This window comes from Phocaeicola sp. ICN-14070, from assembly GCF_037892625.1.
GTDB lineage: Bacteria > Bacteroidota > Bacteroidia > Bacteroidales > Bacteroidaceae > Phocaeicola > Phocaeicola plebeius.
In genome coordinates, this window is sequence record NZ_JBBKBF010000015.1 from 24,654 (window position 1) to 41,223 (window position 16,570).

Genomic DNA, 16,570 nt, shown 5'->3' on the forward strand with positions numbered 1-16,570 from the left:
CTCTTCATCTTTTTATTATTCACTACCTAAATAACTTAATGAAACGGACGTTACTTTAAAGTTTGCATTACTATCTACAATATTTCCAACAAGGCCTAAAGTCCAAGAAGAACGTTCTGTTACAACAAACTCTATTTCTTCTACAAAGGGATTCTTATATTCAGTTCCTCCTAATGTTATTTTAGTTTCCACTGCAGAACCAACATCAGGCATTGTTTCTCCTTCAACACAAACAATCTCCAACTTATTATTCAAAGCCAAATATGCCTCTTTTAAATTTACTATAAACTTATATTTTCCCTTTGGCAAATTAATAACTTGATACATCTTTCCATTATTTATTTTTGTAGCAGGTCCAGCCCATGCTGTTGAATATTGCATACACAAAAATGTATTACTTGTATTATCAAAAGCCAATCCTCCATAAATATAATCATCCTTAGAAAGCGTTTTCACATTATCACTTACAACCCATTCTGCCGGAGTAGACCAATTATCAATATGTTGTCCACCAATAGTTGATATAAAGTCAGGATCTACCGCAAACGGCTGCTTGTAATTTTTCAAGACCGAACTAGATATATCCGTATTGGGAGCCAATATCTGCAATTCCTTCTCTGAAACTGCCTGACGATTGTTGCGAGTTACTGTAACTGCACCTCCAGCAAATCCGTCCGGCACCTGAACTTTAATTTCTTCATTTGTGCATGAAACTACAGTGGCAGCCAATCCACCCATTGTAACTTCTACCTCATCAGCTACAGTTCCAAAACCCGTACCTTTTACAATTACGTTATCACCTGCAAAAACAAACTCTCCAATCAAAGGATTTTCCACCGTAACAGAAGTTATAGCAGCCTGTTCCAAGTAAGTGAATGACAATTTATTCACTGCACTTCTGCCTAAAACAGACAGATTCAAATCAAACTGCCCAAATTCAGACACTGCAGGAACTTTAGCCTTGATTTCCGTATCCGTACATGAAAGAATCTCAAATTCAATTTCTTCTCCATCTATCACAGAATACAAGCGGACATCTTCCACCGTAGTTCCAAAATTACTACCAGTAATCACAATTTCATCACTTGCATAGCCTTGTTGAACAGATACGGAAGCCATTTCCGGATCTGGAGTTATAGCAAACTCCAGATCTGTCACAATCTTCTGATCCATCACTACGATTGTTAAAGGACCAGTTTGAGCTCCTTCCGGTACGGCCACTTGAAGCTCTTTATCTTCACAACTTAATAACGGAACACTTTCCTCAACTCCTGTAAAATACACCTGCACAAGCTGCGAAGCTGCTCCAAAGTTTGTTCCGGCAATTGTCACTACAGTACCTACCAATCCTCTCTGAGGAGAAACAGAAGTAATAGTCGCATTGGGATCCGGATTTTCCATCCGTACTATTTCTGCATCGTCGTCACATGCCCACAAGAATGCCAGCATCAGAAAAGGTAAAACAAATAATATTTTTTTCATAATCTATTCTTTATTAAGTAATAAAATTCTGGTTTATTATTTCAATTCCAATTTCAGTCCAGTCGCCCTAAACCAGCTATTTGCACTAAATGATGCCACAAATCCTAATGCAACATCTTGAGTGTCCTCCGTAATCTCAAACTCTATCACACATTCCGATGGTGTTTTATTCTCACCTGTTCCAAAGTCATGATAAGCTATTGAATTACTTGTCACATCATCTACATCAGGGACCTCATTACCAGCAGCTACAGCAAAATACAAAGAAGAACCAGCCTTCACTCCATATTCTTTAAAGTTGACAGTCAATTTATAACTACCTTTAGGTAAAGTTGTGGTCTGATACAATTTACCATTGGTAAAATCACCCCAATCCCAGCCTGCCTGTAGGATAAGATTATCATTATTCAAACCAGCTACTTTCTCCGTAGCACCATTGTTCAATGCAGAACGTCCTGCTTCATTTACAATCCAATCTGCAGGTAAGCAAACTGAAGCAGAAACACCCTTTTGTGCATCCGTCATATTCGGGTCTATCTTAAATGGTTGCTCATAGTTCTTCAGATAGGCAATCGTCACATCACCCTTCTTCGTAGGATTCAAGATACCACCAATATTGATGTCTAACCCATTTACATTCAGAACCAATGCACCAGTCGGGAAATCAGCAGGTGCTACAGCCTTCACTTCTGTATCTGACCACGAAGTCACTTCTCCTTTCACTCCGCCAAAAGTCACATATACATCCTCTTCCGACTTTCCAAACTTCTCACCTTTTATAACGACTTCATCACCAGGATTTACCACTACAGTACCTGAAGCCGTAGTATACTCAGAAACTACAGGAGAAGCCCATACCTCATACTTACCAGCAACCACCGTATTTGTCCATACTGTAAGCTCAACATCACCAGTCAATGCTTTTTCCGGAACCTCCACTACAATGCAGTTATCTTTACAAGATAAAACATTTTCAGCTTCAATACCTCCGAATAAAACTTTTACAGCTTCTGTTCTGTCTCCAAAGTTTTTTCCGTAAATAATTACCTGAGAAGTCACATATCCTGCGTCCGGAGAGATTTTCTCTACTTCCGGTACGGGATATACATACTGCTTGATATTTGCATCTTTTTCACAGCCCACTGCTGAGAAAACAGCCAATGCACACGCAAAATATCTTACTATTTTATTCCACATATTATGTTTCATATTAATCTATTTTACTATTACTTTTATTAATATCCAGGATTTTGAACCAGATTTGAATTCAAGTTAATCTGTTGCTGAGGAATAGGCCACAAATAATGTTTTTTCGCGAATGAATGATTAGACTTGCTACTAATTACTACACAATTCAAAACTCCATCACCTGTTTCCACTTCTTCTTCTCCCCAGGGGAAAGTTCCTGGTTTATACATTGCCGTCTTTATGGTTCCATCTGCAGCCTTAAACTCTGTTTCATAGCCATTTCCACCTACAACCATACCTAAACGAGACTGATTTAATTCCTGCTCTGCTATTCCCCAACGTTTCAAGTCGTCAAAACGGAATCCTTCCATAAACAATTCCAAAGCTCTTTCACGTCGTATTTCCGAAAGCATATCCATTTCGTATCCTTTTGCCTGACATTCTTCTATAAACTGATTGGTAAGCGCCTTTACACCACCTCTTGCTCTCAATTGATTAATACCAGAAAGCTGTTCATCAGTCACCTTTCCATTACGTTCATAACAAGCCTCTGCATAATTTAAGAACACTTCAGCCAGACGTAACACCGGATAATTGGCTGACTCCTCTTTCTCTTTTCGATATGCCGGATAATTATGAGAATAAAATTTAGAACAATTATATCCTGCCAATCCTCTATCCAAAACAACCGATCCAGATTCAGGATCAACTCCCTGATTGGTATAGTTCATCAAACGGTAATCTCGATTTTTATACTCATCTCCCGTATTATGATATCCTTGAAACAAATCTGAATATTTAATAGGTAGACCATCTGTACATAAAAACATATCCACAAATTTACGACTTGGAATCATAGAAGCTACCGTATGGCTTAAATTTACCCCACCTTGTCGCAAAATATAATCATACACTCCATACAATATAAATTCATTGTTTGAAGATTTAGTCAAACCTGCAGGGTTACTTCCCTCATCTTCCAAATTAAACAAGAAATAACTGCTTTGATTAGGAATCTTAGTATTACTGTTCTGATTCCAGATTTGATAACCTCCATTATATATCACATCCTCACACAAAGTAATAGCCTCATCCAGGAACTCATTTATCTGATCTTTAGCAGGTCCAGCAGAACCTTTAAAATCTGTAGATGCCCCATTGTATTTTCTCCAGGTAGCTTCATAAAGCAAAACCCGTGCTTTAAAAGCTTCTGCTGCCATTTTTGTCACGCGTCCTTTATCAGTACTTGACAAATTTTGCTCAAGAGGCAGATTTTTAATTGCCTCAGTCAAATCTGACAAAATCAAATCTACCACCTCATACCGGCTGTTACGAGCATTTGTCAGTTCTGGTGAATCAGTATCCAACACTGTTTTCACAATAGGAACTCCTCCAAAAGTCTTCAACAGCATAAAATAATTGTAAGCTCTAAAGAAATAAGCCTCTGATACATATTGAGCAATTTCGTCTTTATTTCCAGAATAAGTTTCTGCTTTATTCAACAATATATTTACCGTACGGATATAATTATAACATTTATCCCATCGATCGTCTTTTAAAGAAACCACAATAGTGCCTCGACCTAAATCGGAAGATGCTAGAAAATTAGATGACAAATCAGACGAAGAATCCATATAATTATAGATAGAGAAACTTCCATACGGAGTGCGCCATCCTAACAACTGACCATAAAAAGAAGATGCATAATCCTTAAAATCAGCAGCTTTTCCAAAATAAATCACGTCTGTACGTTGGTCTAAAGGTTCAAGGTCAAGAAAAGTATCAGCACAGCTTGTAAATCCCAACATTAAACCTGCCAGCAATGAAACATATATTTTCTTCATATTCTTTATTATCATTTATTATATCTATCAAAAAGTAACATTCACACCAAATGACCATGTTCTTGCAAACGGATACCCTGTATTCTGAGCCATTTCTCCCATTTCCGGATCGAAACCGTCTTTAATGCTGGTAGCTTCCCAAAGGTCATTACCTGAGAAATAAACTCTTACTTTTTCCATTTTAGCTTTTAACGTCCATACTCTTGGCAATGTATAACCAATAACCAAAGATTTCAAACGAATATAGCGGTTATTCTGAAGCATAAAATCATTATTCAAATAGTTCCATGCAGCTCTATCTTTATACACTGTCAGACGAGGATATTCCGCATTAGGATTTTCTTCAGTCCATGTCTTACCTAAGAAACTTGGATTCTGATTTGTATAGCCCGCAGAGAACGGATAAGCCATCCAGCCCTGACGCATAATCATCTGTTTTCCTACTCCTTGGAATAAAGCATTGAAGTCAATACCTTTCCAGTCGCCTCCCAATGAAATACCGAACATATAATGTGGATTTGCATCTCCCATATAAATCAAGTCACTTGAAGCTCCACCTTCAGCTGAAATGCACTTATCTCCACTCATATCTACGCGCTTAATATCTCCTGGACGAAGCTCCGTCTGACTACCATAAGGTAATAAAGCCATATCACCACCTTTATTAGCATATTTTGCATAATATGCATCAACCTCTTCCTGTGAAGCGAAATAACCATCTGTCTTGTAAAGGAACCAGGCATTCAAAGGATAGCCATTTAACGTAGCATTCTTACCCGCTACAAAAGTATCAGCGCCTTCCAAATCCATCAACTTACTTCTGGAATCACTCAAGTTTACAGATACGAAATAATTGAAATCTTTCACCTTATCACGCCAGGTTAAAGCAACTTCCCAACCTCTCACTCTTAAATGTCCGCTATTGGTTTTCGGAGCTGTTCCTCCCAACACAGAAGGATAAGAAACTGATGAAAGCATTCCTTTATTTTCTTTTATAAAGTAGTCCCAGTTAAACACCAAGCGGTTGTTTAAGAAATTCAAATCCACACCAATGTTCTTCTGTTCAACTCTTTCCCATGTTCTAGTCAAACTAACCAAACCGGAATTATTCAATGAAGTGGCAATAACCGATGTTGCCGGTGAACCTAACACAGCTGTTCCTTGATTAATAGTAGAAACATAATCATAATTTCCAAGTCCGACATCATTACCGGAAGTACCATAACTCAAACGTACTTTACCAAAATCAAGTCCTATGAAAGAAGTGATAGGCTGTAAAAATTTTTCCTGAGTAAATACCCATCCTAAAGAGAATGAGCCATAATTCTGGAAACGATACCCATCTGCAAATTTGGAGTTTCCATCTCTACGTCCCATCAACTCCAGCAAATACTTTTCCTGATAGTCATAGTTCACTTTAGCAATGTATGAATAAGTACCATTATGATATTTTCCACCACTGGTTCCCATCATATCACTATCTGCCACATTCAAGTCATACACTCCATCATTCGTAAAGTTCAATCGACCGGCAGCCACTTTCTTCACCTGATTTTTTTCTGCGTTGATACCCAACATGGCCGACACACTATGGTCACCAAATTTATTCTTGTATTTCAACAATGCAGAATAATATTGATAAAAGTAGTTTTCTGCTACAGTCAGATAACCAGGATTATTATGAGCCAAATTAGATGGATCGGTAGTACTTAATGTAGGTTTTGTTACTGATACCACTTGTTCCGCAGGATTACCAAACCAGTCGTATGTCTGTACAGGAACAACATAACGTTCTCTTCTAAATTCTTCATTCTGGAAAGAAGCCATACCTTCAAACGAGAAGCCTTTCCAAATATCTACAATCGCTTTTACATCCACACGGCTGATCAAAGAAGTTTTATTATCACGTCCCCCATCTGCCGTAGCAGCAGCCGGCTGTCTGTCACCCACAGTTCCATAATCTGCATACCATTGTCCATACGGGTTCTTAGCTGGGAATAAAGGCATTTCTTGTGCATACAATGAAGCATCCAATCCCACAGAAGGCCCTTCTGTATCTGTTTTAATCATACTGGCCGCTGTTTCAAGTCTCAACCATTTCGTCAGTTGATTTCCATAATTTAAACGAAGGTTAATCTGCTTCTGTCCATCATACGCTGTTGCCAAGTTTCCTTGATTGTCTGCATAGGCAAGAGATATACGATAATCAGATTTATCGGTTGCTCCAGACAAACTCAAATTATGCTGATAAGAAAATCTGGTTGCAAACATTTCATCAATACGGTTGGCATTTCCAATAAAAATATCGCCATAATATTGTGTAGGATAAATACCTTCAATACCTTGCGCCATTTTTTCCATGTTTTCTCTTGAAACCCAAGCCCACCAGTCTTCAACTTCTTCTTCATCATTGGCTGCTAACCACATCTGAGCATACTGCTGCATTGTAGAAGAATATCCAGTGATACCCAAGGTATTAAAACGCATATTGAAGTTATAATCCACAGTCAATTTTCCCTTACCTTTTTTGGTTGTGACAAGAATCACACCATTTGCTGCTTTAGCACCATAAATAGATGCCGCACCATCCTTCAACACAGAGATACTTTCAATATCATCAGAGTTCATATTCTGGAAAGACTGATTGTTCAGTGCAGGCACTCCATCAATTATGATAAGAGGAGAACCACCATTAACAGACGTAGTACCACGAATCTGAAAACTAATATCTTCATTACCTGGACGTGGTGAAGTACGAGTTACAGTCAAACCTGGAGTCTGTCCTTGCAAAGCAAGTCCCACATTGGTTACAGCCCGACTTTCCAATGCTTTTCCATTAACCTGCTCAATAGAACCTGTAAGAGTTGCTTTCTTTTGCGTACCATAACCAACTACCACCACTTCATCCAAAATCTCACTGTCTTCTCTCAAAGTAATTTGACTAATTTTTTTATCTGAAGCTTTTACCTCTGTGGCCTTGTATCCCAAATACGATACCACCACAACCGAATTCCGATTGGCAACTTTCAATGTAAAGTTGCCATCTATATCCGTTATCACCCCATTATTTGTACCTTTTTCAAGTACACTTGCTCCAATAACAGGATCACCATTCAGGTCTACCACCTGTCCTTTTACAACCACCGACTGCATTACTGTTTGCATACTTTGCACTTCAGCATACATCGGGCTCTCATTTCCCCAAAAAAGCGCAGAAGCAATTACTGCTGAGAAAAAGACCTTTTTGGATAAAAACAAAGAATCATTTTTCATAAATTAAAAATTAACTAATCTTATATACATTGTTTTATATACTCACGAATCACCTTCCTTCCCGACAATAAGTATCCTTCTACTGTACGTCTAGAAAGATTCAGCTCTACCGCTATCTCAGATACTGTCTTTTCTTCAAAATGAGATTTATAATAAACCACTTTATTCCTACCTGAAAGACGATTTACGACAGATAATTCTAAATGTCTAATATCTCTTGCTATGATTGTATTTTCTATATCACATACTGAATTAGAAATTTCGTCTTGCAGGGACGACAGAACTTCCTGCTTTTTATATTGATGACGAAGATAATCAATGACAATATTGCGAACTATCGTATAAAGAAACGAGCGAATAGTTTCAGGACGAAGCATGGAACGATATTCCAGCAAACGGAGAAAAGCATCCTGCACCAAGTCTTCTGCTTCCAAACAACCGTTCAATTTATAAGAAATGTAACGAAACACCAGTGGCCTGTAAGTCGTGTATGTCTCCGTCAGAAACTGAACAGTAATATGTGATGAAGTGTCTTTCATATCTTTTTGTTTTTCTGTACACAAAAATACACTCATATATACAAATAGAATAAAAAGGAGGTAACAAGAACTATAAATTTTGTAACAATAGAGTCTTGAAAGACAAAAAAAGCCGCAGGAACACCCTCTGAGAGTATTCCTGCGGCTTCCTGTTACGTTGTTACTTTACATTTTTACTATTTATTATTTCTCATTTATCGGTGTGTTGGCCTTGCTGGCGAAGGAATGTTTCACGAGCATACTTCCGCTGATGCGTTTTCCAGTATTCCTCCAGATTGTCAGCTTCCTCATTTGTCAGATGAATCACCGCTCCGTGCTTGGGCGAAGTATAGTTGGTGGTTCTCATGACTCCTTCATTGAAGTGCCCCAAGTTCTTGAAATGTACAAAATCGGAGGTTTCTGCAAAACCGAAGTTATGAGGAGTGATGCTGAAAATGTCATACATCAGCACCCACTTGTCCTCTCCAATCCTTTTCCATACGTTGGGGGCTTCGCATGCCTTGGGTTCAAAGTCATACCAGCGGGCATCATACACATAACCACCGTTCATCCGGTCGGACACCGCCTGCTTGATACCACCTACACCATCGTGTGCCACATAAAACAAATGATATTTATCGCCTACCTTGGTAATGTCTCCATCAATAGCAGACACACCGTCCATCGGATACTCAAACAAAATCTGTGGTGTACTTTCTATCTTATTGAAATCATCGTTCACATACACATAGTACAATTTGTTGGCCTCACTCTTGAAACGCATGGTGTAATAAATCATCAGTTTGCCTTTCTTGTCATCGTATGCCACTTCGGGTGCCCATACACAACCAACTTCACTCAATCCGGCAGAAAGCTTGTCGAAACGGATATTTGCCCGGTTCCAGTGAATCAAATCCCAGGATTTCATCAATACAAGTCCCCGGTTATTTCCCCAGCCGTATTCCGGTCCGCGCTCCCACTCCGTTTTTCGATAACCGTCGCGCAAACCGAATACATGCAGGTCGGTCATAGCTAAATAAAAGGCACCATCCGGTCCACGGAAAATATGAGGGTCACGGATACCTCGCTGCTGGGCTATCGTGTCACCGGCCAGCACAGGCTCTCCTTCATTGACTGCCGTAAAGGTGTATCCGTCACGACTTACTGCCATATACAAACCGTGTGTTTCATCCCGATGGAAAACCATCAGATAGGCTCCCATGTCTTTTTCTTCGGGAATAGCATTCCGATAACGGAAATTGCGGAAACCTGTTTTTCCTTTTCCGGCAGCAAACAAGGCCGGACGCAAAGCGTAAAATTCTTTATACACATTGTGATTCAAACGAGCAACATCCACATTCTGAGCAAGCACCTCCCAGGACTTTCCATCTGCACTGACCGACATTTTCAGGCGGTTTCCCTGATTCAGCAGTTTCACCCGGAAGTTTTTACCTATTTTATTGGCTACCGTCAGAGGGTTTTCCTCTCCCCTGTACACCGTGAAATTCTTTCCATCGGATGACACTCCCGCGTAGGCTTCTTCATTGTAGTACAGCAGCAGGCCTCCGATGTTTCCATTTCCCAACCTCACTTCGACTTCCGTTTCATAGCATTTATCCATAGCTGTAACTAGCAGCAGACGACCGTCTGTCGGAGTGCGTCCCTTGGCCTTCACCTGCATTTCTCCTTCCGTAAATGTCAAAGCCTTGGGGGCATATTCCTTCCAGAACGTCCACTGAAGGCCCAATTCCGGTTTACTGAAATCATCCGACAGTTCCATCTTCCATTCCGGTTGTCTGTTTTCGCTTAACCAGACGGCGTCTTGTTGGGTACGGCACCATCCGTCGCTAGTCCATTCTATCGGTTCAATCAAGGTAGAGCGTCCCAACGTATGGTAGCCGTTAGCGTAAGCATGATACACCACCCACCAATTGCCGTTTACGTCATCTATCAGGGTGCCATGACCTTTTGACCACCAGTTTTCACTGGCACTGTAAGTATGTACAATGGGGTTATAAGGGGAATTTTCCCACGGACCGAACACCGATTTGGAACGTGCCACCACACACATATGACTGGTAGCCGGTCCGGCAGTTCCTCCTTCGGCCGACATCATGTAATAATATCCGTCTTTATAAAGTAGCTTGGGAGATTCCAGGTATATATCCTTCCCCTCTGTAACCCAGTTGGCCGGATATTCCCAACCGTCGTACACCTTCCGGCTCTTTCCGGTAACTTTCAGTCCGTCATCACTCAAAGGGGTAATCCAGCCGTTGTTGGTAAACAGGTAACGCTTTCCATCTTCTCCTACCACATGACCGGGGTCAATGCCTTTTACATCCAGCTTTACCGGTTTACTCCACGGACCGCGAATATTGTCGGCATAAATCACATAGTTTTCACCCGTAGATGTGGGATAATAAATGTAATAACGGTTCTGGTATTTCAGCAGGTCGGGTGCCCAAATCGAAGCTTCATATTCAGACAATGCTCTGCAGACCGGCTCCCAGTGCAGCAAATCAGTGGAATGCCAGATAAGCAATCCGGGAGCATAACAAAAAGGAGAATGCGTCATGTAGTAATCCTTCCCGTCGCGCAGGATAGAAGGGTCCGGATAATCACCGGGAAAGATTGCCTTGGGAAATTGCGCCCATATTCCAGTCCCCATAGAAATAAGAAGCACAACCAGCAAAAATAGTTTTTTCATGGTATTTATCAGATTTGTATTAAGAATATACAAATATAAAAGTTTCTCCTTAAAGCCTGAAAATAAAGATAATAAAAAGTGTAAAACAAACAACCATATATTCACTAAAAAACGCAAGTGCGTTTCAACTCAAACGTCCTTGCGTTTTAATCAAAACGTACTTGCGTTTCAAATAAAACGAACTTGCGTTTGAACCTAAACGCACTTACGTTTTTGGAAGCCTTATTTTTCATCTGTTTTACCAGGCTCATCTGTCTCGGAATACTGCGTAGGCAATACGCCGAACTGCTCCTTAAAGCACTTGGTAAAATAGCTGGAAGAACTGAATCCCACCCGGTCGGCCACTTCCGACACATTCAGTTTTCCGTCCTGAAGAAGTTGGGCAGCCCGCTTCAAACGAATGGTACGGATAAATTCCGTCGGAGTCTGTCCGGTAATAGCCTGCAACTTACGGTAAAGATTCATGCGACTCATTCCCATATCTGCACTAAGTTGTTCTACATTATATTCCGAATTATCGATATGCTCTTCTATCAGTTTCAACGCTTTCTGAATCAATTGTTCATCAATTGAAGTAATCGTAATACGACTAGGATTGACACGCAACGTCCTACGGAATTCTTTCTTACGCCCTTCCTGCTGCTCGATAAGCTGCTTGATACGCACCAGTAGCACATCAAAGCTGAAAGGTTTGGATATATAGGAATCTGCCCCAACCGCATAACCGCTGATTTTTGCCTCGTCTCCACTACGGGCTGTCAACAAGATAACCGGGATATGCGATGTCTGTACGTTGTGCTTGATACGGCGGCACAACTCCAGCCCGTCCACTTTCGGCATCATTATATCACTGATAATCAAGTCCGGATTCTGTTCGACAGCAAGTTTCTCTCCTTCTTCTCCATCTGGTGCATCAATTACCTGATACGTTTCTGAAAGCTGCTCCTTGAGGAAATGACGGAAGTCCTGATTATCTTCCACTATCAAAAGTTTTTTCCGGTCATCGGAAGTATCCGAAGCTAAAGTTGTTTCTTCTGACATCTTCAAATCCATCGGAATTCGTACAATAAAGGACGTTCCTTTTCCCAGCTGACTTTCTACACGAATCGTTCCCTCATGTAACTCTACATATTCCTTCACCAAATGCAACCCAATTCCACTTCCAACCTTGCTGTCGTCCGGATGCTGTACTTGATAAAAGCGCTCAAAAATATGCTTCAATGCCTCATCTGATATGCCAATTCCTGTATCTGAAACTGTTATATTGGCAAAAGAATGCCCTTCAACTTCCTCTGCTGACAAAGAAAGCACTACACGCCCTCCTTCCGGCGTAAACTTGAATGCATTCGAAAGCAGATTATTGAGAATACGATGCAACTTTTCATGATCAAAATTCATATACCAATGAGCTGCTGAAAGCTCCAGACGAAAATCCAGCTGCTTTTCCTTGGCAAAGGGTTGAAAATTAGCATACAATGCTGACACAAACTCTTCCAAATCGCCAGCGGTAAGATGAAGTTTTTCCATTTTCATTTCCATCTTACGAAAATCGAGCAACTGATTGACAAGGGTATATAGCTCTTGTGCATTCTTATAGACCGTATCAAGCTGACGAAGTACCTGCTCGTCGCTCACCTTCTTCCGAAGTACTTCCAATGGAGTAAGTATCAAAGTAAGCGGAGTTCGAAGCTCGTGACTGATGTTGGTAAAGAACCGGAACTTCAACTGATTCAGCTCCTCTTTTTGCTGGGCTGCCTGCTGTTCTTTCAATCGAATCAGTTTCTGATTATTTTTCCGATACACATACCTCACTCCTAGAATGACTACCCCTATCAGGCATAAAAAGTAAAGTACAAAAGCCCAACCCGTAGCCCAAAATGGCGGAAGAATTGTCACTTGAAAAATGGATTCCGGGCTCCATACATGATCGTTTCCAGCACTCATCACATGAAACGTATATTCACCCGGCAACAAATTATTATACACTACGCTTCCCTGCCCCTTATCGGAAACTATTTCATTCCACTTTTTATCAGCTCCCTCTAAACGATAACGGAAATAAGTCTGCGAAGGATTTACAAAATTCAAACTGGAAAAGTCAAAGGTCAGGAAATTTTCATCATAATTCAGTGTTACCGACCGTACCTTGTCGATTGACTGAGCAAACAAAACCCTTCCATGATATTCTTCTCCACACGAAACCGATTCATTGAACAAACGGAATCCGGTAAACAAAGGAGAAATAACACAAGGAGTAAACACCACATTTTCAGGAGAAAACAAATAAAATCCATCCATCCTTCCAAAACAAAGTTCTCCTTTTCGGGTCCGCATGGAACAAAACTCATACAAGTCATCCCATTCACGACTATGATTTCGGTCCAGGCAAACCACACGATACTCATTCTGTCCGCCTTCTTTCGCTACACTTACCTTATACAATGCATTGATAGTAGTAATCCATACCTCGTTATTATAATCTTCCTGCATGGCCTGAATGGTCAGATTTTCAAATCCGTGCTCTTCTCCCAACACATCAATCTTCCGGTCTGGCGAAAGCACTTTTATTCCGTACTGGGTACCCATCCACAGCAATCCGCGACTATCGTTCAACATGCAATTGTATTTCTCGCCTGCTAAAATCTGAAACGGATCATTCTCCTTTGTATCTCCGGGAATGTAAATACTATCCTTCTTTATATCATAAAAATAAATTCCATTGTCTGCCCCCACCACCAATCTGCCAGAAGAATCTAATATCAGTGCATTGGCGATTCTGAATCGAGCTAACTCCGGATGTTTATCTCTCAGCAAATTCAACTCACCCGTACGAGGGTCGAACAATCCGACTCCCCCAACTACACTAACCCACAAGTTTCCTTGTTCGTCTTCCACCACAGCACGAATGGCATTCACCTCCATGTCTTTACGCGCCGGGAATTTATAATGCGACAATTTTCCATTATCAATACAATAAAGTCCTTCCGGATAAGTTCCTAACCAGATTCTGCCTTTCAAATCCCTGAATGCCACACGAAAAGACTGAGTAGATAGCTCTTTATACGGGCAAGTTACTCTCGTTCTATCTGAAGAAAGCTGATAAAGTCCCTTATCAGTTCCTATCAAAATAGAAGCATCTTCCATTTCAAGCATGCACAACACGTCTTCACTCTCCCAGTCTCCCTTTATTCTACTTTTATTGTAAAGCGTAAAATTATTCATACTGGAATGAAAATAAGCCAGTCCTCTATTAAACAATCCAGCCCATACGGTTCCACTCTGTTTATCTACATATATGCTGTGTACATTTGTACCTCCTCTTCCCTCCAATGTGGATAAGAAAGGATCAGCAGACAATACAAAAAGGTTATATTTATCAATAAAATAAACTCCATCCCTAGTAGTGCCTATGAATAAATTTCCCGACTTATCCACATCACAAGAGTTTATGCAAATATATTTTGAAGGCTGTATAGGGATTTCTTTCCACTCATGCGTGGCACACATATAAAATCCTGCACCCTCATTCCAGGCAATCCAGAAGTCACCGCTGTCCAGCATCCGGATTAATACCTGCTGGTCACTCTTCAATCGGTTTAACAAGAAGGTTTCCTGCCGGATAAATTTCTTCTGATTCCGGTCATAGGCACGCAGCAAACCGCTTTCATGCAGCATCCAGCTCACATTACCGTATGACTCCACTGCCATCAGCGTACCATTTCCATTCAGGAAATGCCGGTCTTCTCCTATGGTCTGCAACTGATGGTTCTTTGTATCATAAAGAAGTACACGCTGAGAAGCTGTCACCAGCCAGGCGTGAAGATTGGAATCGATGAACACATTTGAAATCTTTTCTTTTACGCCCCATCCGGCTAATAGCGTATCCGGCTGAATAAATCCGCTCTTGTCCAAGTCAAAGATTTTCAAATTTCCTTTTTCTTTCAGCCAGATTCTTCCATCGGCATCCAGGTACTGAAGAGGAATGACTGATTCCTGGTCAATGCCATAGACCGGAGCCTTCCACAACGGATAGTTGATGAAGTTCTTTCCGTCGTAAAAGCTCAGCAAAGAAGTCGTACGCACTCCCAAACGTCCGTCGGGAAGCCCGAATACATTTTTCACATAATTGTCGGGAAGTCCGTCACGAATACCGATATGGCGGAACGGGAAAGAAGCGGCTGCCTGCATCCCCAAACACAGGAAAACATATAGTACGGTTAAAATCAGTCTTTTCATATCTTCAAGCTTCAATAATTACAAATGTATAAAGCTATATACGAACCAGAAAAGATTTTTACGTGAGATTTCTGCATTTTTCTGAAAAAAAAATAACCGTCGTCCGATTTTCTGCTTCGGACGACGGTGTATTATACGCTGTTACAGACGGCATGAATCAATAGCTATGCTCGTCTTCTTTGATTTCTTCCATGGTCAGCGGCTTGCGGTCGATGGCACGCCATGCGTAAATAATGTAGGCCAGTACAAAAGGAACTAAAATAGATACATAAGCCATGGTTTTCAGAGTAAACTGGCTGGAGCAGCTGTTGGCGATGGTCAGTGAGCTCTGTAAATCGGCTGTAGAAGGATAATAAGCGGTATGATTATAACCTACCACCAACAGCAAGGCCAGTACCGTCAGTACTGTACCCACACCGGCAAACCAGATACCGCGGGTATAGGTCTTACAGAAAATGCTTTTTCCCAAGCCATACAACACCCCGACTACGCCTAACAGGAACAGCACCAGCAGATAAGGCATCGCTATAAAGTTATGGAAATACTTGAAAGCTTCCATCACAATCTGCCCCGTTTCCGGATTTACTGCAAACCCGTCTTTCAGTAAAGTGCGAATCACAAATGCCAGGAAGAATACAAGAAATGGCACCGCATCGGCTATCAGTTGACGGCGGAAACGGGCATTCAACGCCTCATGACGGATATTATTAATGAAGTAGAGGTTTCCCAGCAAGCGGGCAAGGAAGAGCACCGCAAATCCTAAAATGAGATTCCACGGGTCAGCAAACGCATCCAGCCCATGCCATCCGTTACCCCAATGGCTGATGACCGGCATCATTTCATCGGTAAGGTTTCCTTTGCTCACCACAAAGTTGGATCCGTTGAAGAAGGTAGCGACAGCCGCTCCCAACAATAGCGGCCCCACAATGCCATTCAGCACCAGGAAGAACTGATAGGTACGCTTGCCCAACCAGTTGCCGAGTTTCGACTGAAATTCGTAGGACACAGCCTGAAGCACAAAACTGAAGAGAATAATCATCCACAACCAGTAAGCTCCTCCAAAGCTGGTGCTATAAAACAAAGGGAAAGAAGCAAAGAAGGCTCCTCCGAAAGTGACCAGAGTGGTAAAGGTAAATTCCCATTTACGTCCGGTGGAATTGACCAGCAACGTACGTTCTTCTTCGGTACGTCCCAAGCAATAGAGCAAGGAGTTTCCTCCCTGTACGAACAGCAAAAAGACCAGCAAGGCTCCTAATAAGGAAACCAGAAACCACCAGTAATGCTGCAAGAATATATAAGTTGAATCCATATTTTTCGGTTTT

8 protein-coding genes are annotated in these 16,570 nt (G+C 41.1%); all 8 read right to left on the bottom strand.

The window, feature by feature from the left end; translation table 11 throughout:
• Window positions 1-15: 15 nt before the first annotated feature.
• Complete coding sequence (locus WKT20_RS06415) at window positions 16-1,482, bottom strand: IPT/TIG domain-containing protein (RefSeq protein WP_340417046.1); 1,467 nt, start codon at window positions 1,480-1,482, stop codon at window positions 16-18.
• A gap of 36 nt (window positions 1,483-1,518) precedes the next feature.
• Window positions 1,519-2,691 (bottom strand): DUF5013 domain-containing protein, encoded by a 1,173-nt coding sequence (locus WKT20_RS06420; RefSeq protein ID WP_022054037.1) that lies wholly within the window; start codon window positions 2,689-2,691, stop codon window positions 1,519-1,521.
• A gap of 26 nt (window positions 2,692-2,717) precedes the next feature.
• The gene (locus WKT20_RS06425) at window positions 2,718-4,514 is read right to left on the bottom strand and encodes a RagB/SusD family nutrient uptake outer membrane protein (RefSeq protein WP_340417047.1); all 1,797 of its coding nucleotides are present in this window, start codon (window positions 4,512-4,514) and stop codon (window positions 2,718-2,720) included.
• Between the two features lie 27 nt (window positions 4,515-4,541).
• Window positions 4,542-7,679 (bottom strand): SusC/RagA family TonB-linked outer membrane protein, encoded by a 3,138-nt coding sequence (locus tag WKT20_RS06430; RefSeq protein WP_340417048.1) that lies wholly within the window; start codon window positions 7,677-7,679, stop codon window positions 4,542-4,544.
• A 128-nt stretch (window positions 7,680-7,807) separates the two neighbouring features.
• Window positions 7,808-8,326, bottom strand: coding sequence for an RNA polymerase sigma factor (locus WKT20_RS06435; RefSeq protein WP_195204301.1), 519 nt, complete (start codon window positions 8,324-8,326; stop codon window positions 7,808-7,810).
• A 190-nt stretch (window positions 8,327-8,516) separates the two neighbouring features.
• Entirely contained in the window at window positions 8,517-11,012 is a 2,496-nt protein-coding gene (locus WKT20_RS06440) for a family 43 glycosylhydrolase (protein ID WP_340417049.1), read from the bottom strand.
• A gap of 222 nt (window positions 11,013-11,234) precedes the next feature.
• Window positions 11,235-15,248, bottom strand: coding sequence for an ATP-binding protein (locus WKT20_RS06445; RefSeq protein ID WP_340417050.1), 4,014 nt, complete (start codon window positions 15,246-15,248; stop codon window positions 11,235-11,237).
• A 157-nt stretch (window positions 15,249-15,405) separates the two neighbouring features.
• Window positions 15,406-16,557 carry a cytochrome d ubiquinol oxidase subunit II gene (gene cydB, locus WKT20_RS06450; protein ID WP_118026241.1) on the bottom strand — a complete coding sequence of 384 codons (1,152 nt, stop codon included), beginning with the start codon at window positions 16,555-16,557 and terminating at the stop codon, window positions 15,406-15,408.
• Window positions 16,558-16,570: the final 13 nt, after the last annotated feature.

Excerpts from the sequence above, each read along its gene's own strand:
- WKT20_RS06415 (WP_340417046.1), bottom strand. The coding sequence starts at position 1,482 with ATGAAAAAAATATTATTTGTTTTACCTTTTCTGATGCTGGCATTCTTG.
- WKT20_RS06420 (WP_022054037.1), bottom strand. The coding sequence starts at position 2,691 with ATGAAACATAATATGTGGAATAAAATAGTAAGATATTTTGCGTGTGCA.
- WKT20_RS06425 (WP_340417047.1), bottom strand. The coding sequence starts at position 4,514 with ATGAAGAAAATATATGTTTCATTGCTGGCAGGTTTAATGTTGGGATTT.
- WKT20_RS06430 (WP_340417048.1), bottom strand. The coding sequence starts at position 7,679 with ATGCAAACAGTAATGCAGTCGGTGGTTGTAAAAGGACAGGTGGTAGAC.
- WKT20_RS06435 (WP_195204301.1), bottom strand. The coding sequence starts at position 8,326 with ATGAAAGACACTTCATCACATATTACTGTTCAGTTTCTGACGGAGACA.
- WKT20_RS06440 (WP_340417049.1), bottom strand. The coding sequence starts at position 11,012 with ATGAAAAAACTATTTTTGCTGGTTGTGCTTCTTATTTCTATGGGGACT.
- WKT20_RS06445 (WP_340417050.1), bottom strand. The coding sequence starts at position 15,248 with ATGAAAAGACTGATTTTAACCGTACTATATGTTTTCCTGTGTTTGGGG.
- cydB (WP_118026241.1), bottom strand. The coding sequence starts at position 16,557 with ATGGATTCAACTTATATATTCTTGCAGCATTACTGGTGGTTTCTGGTT.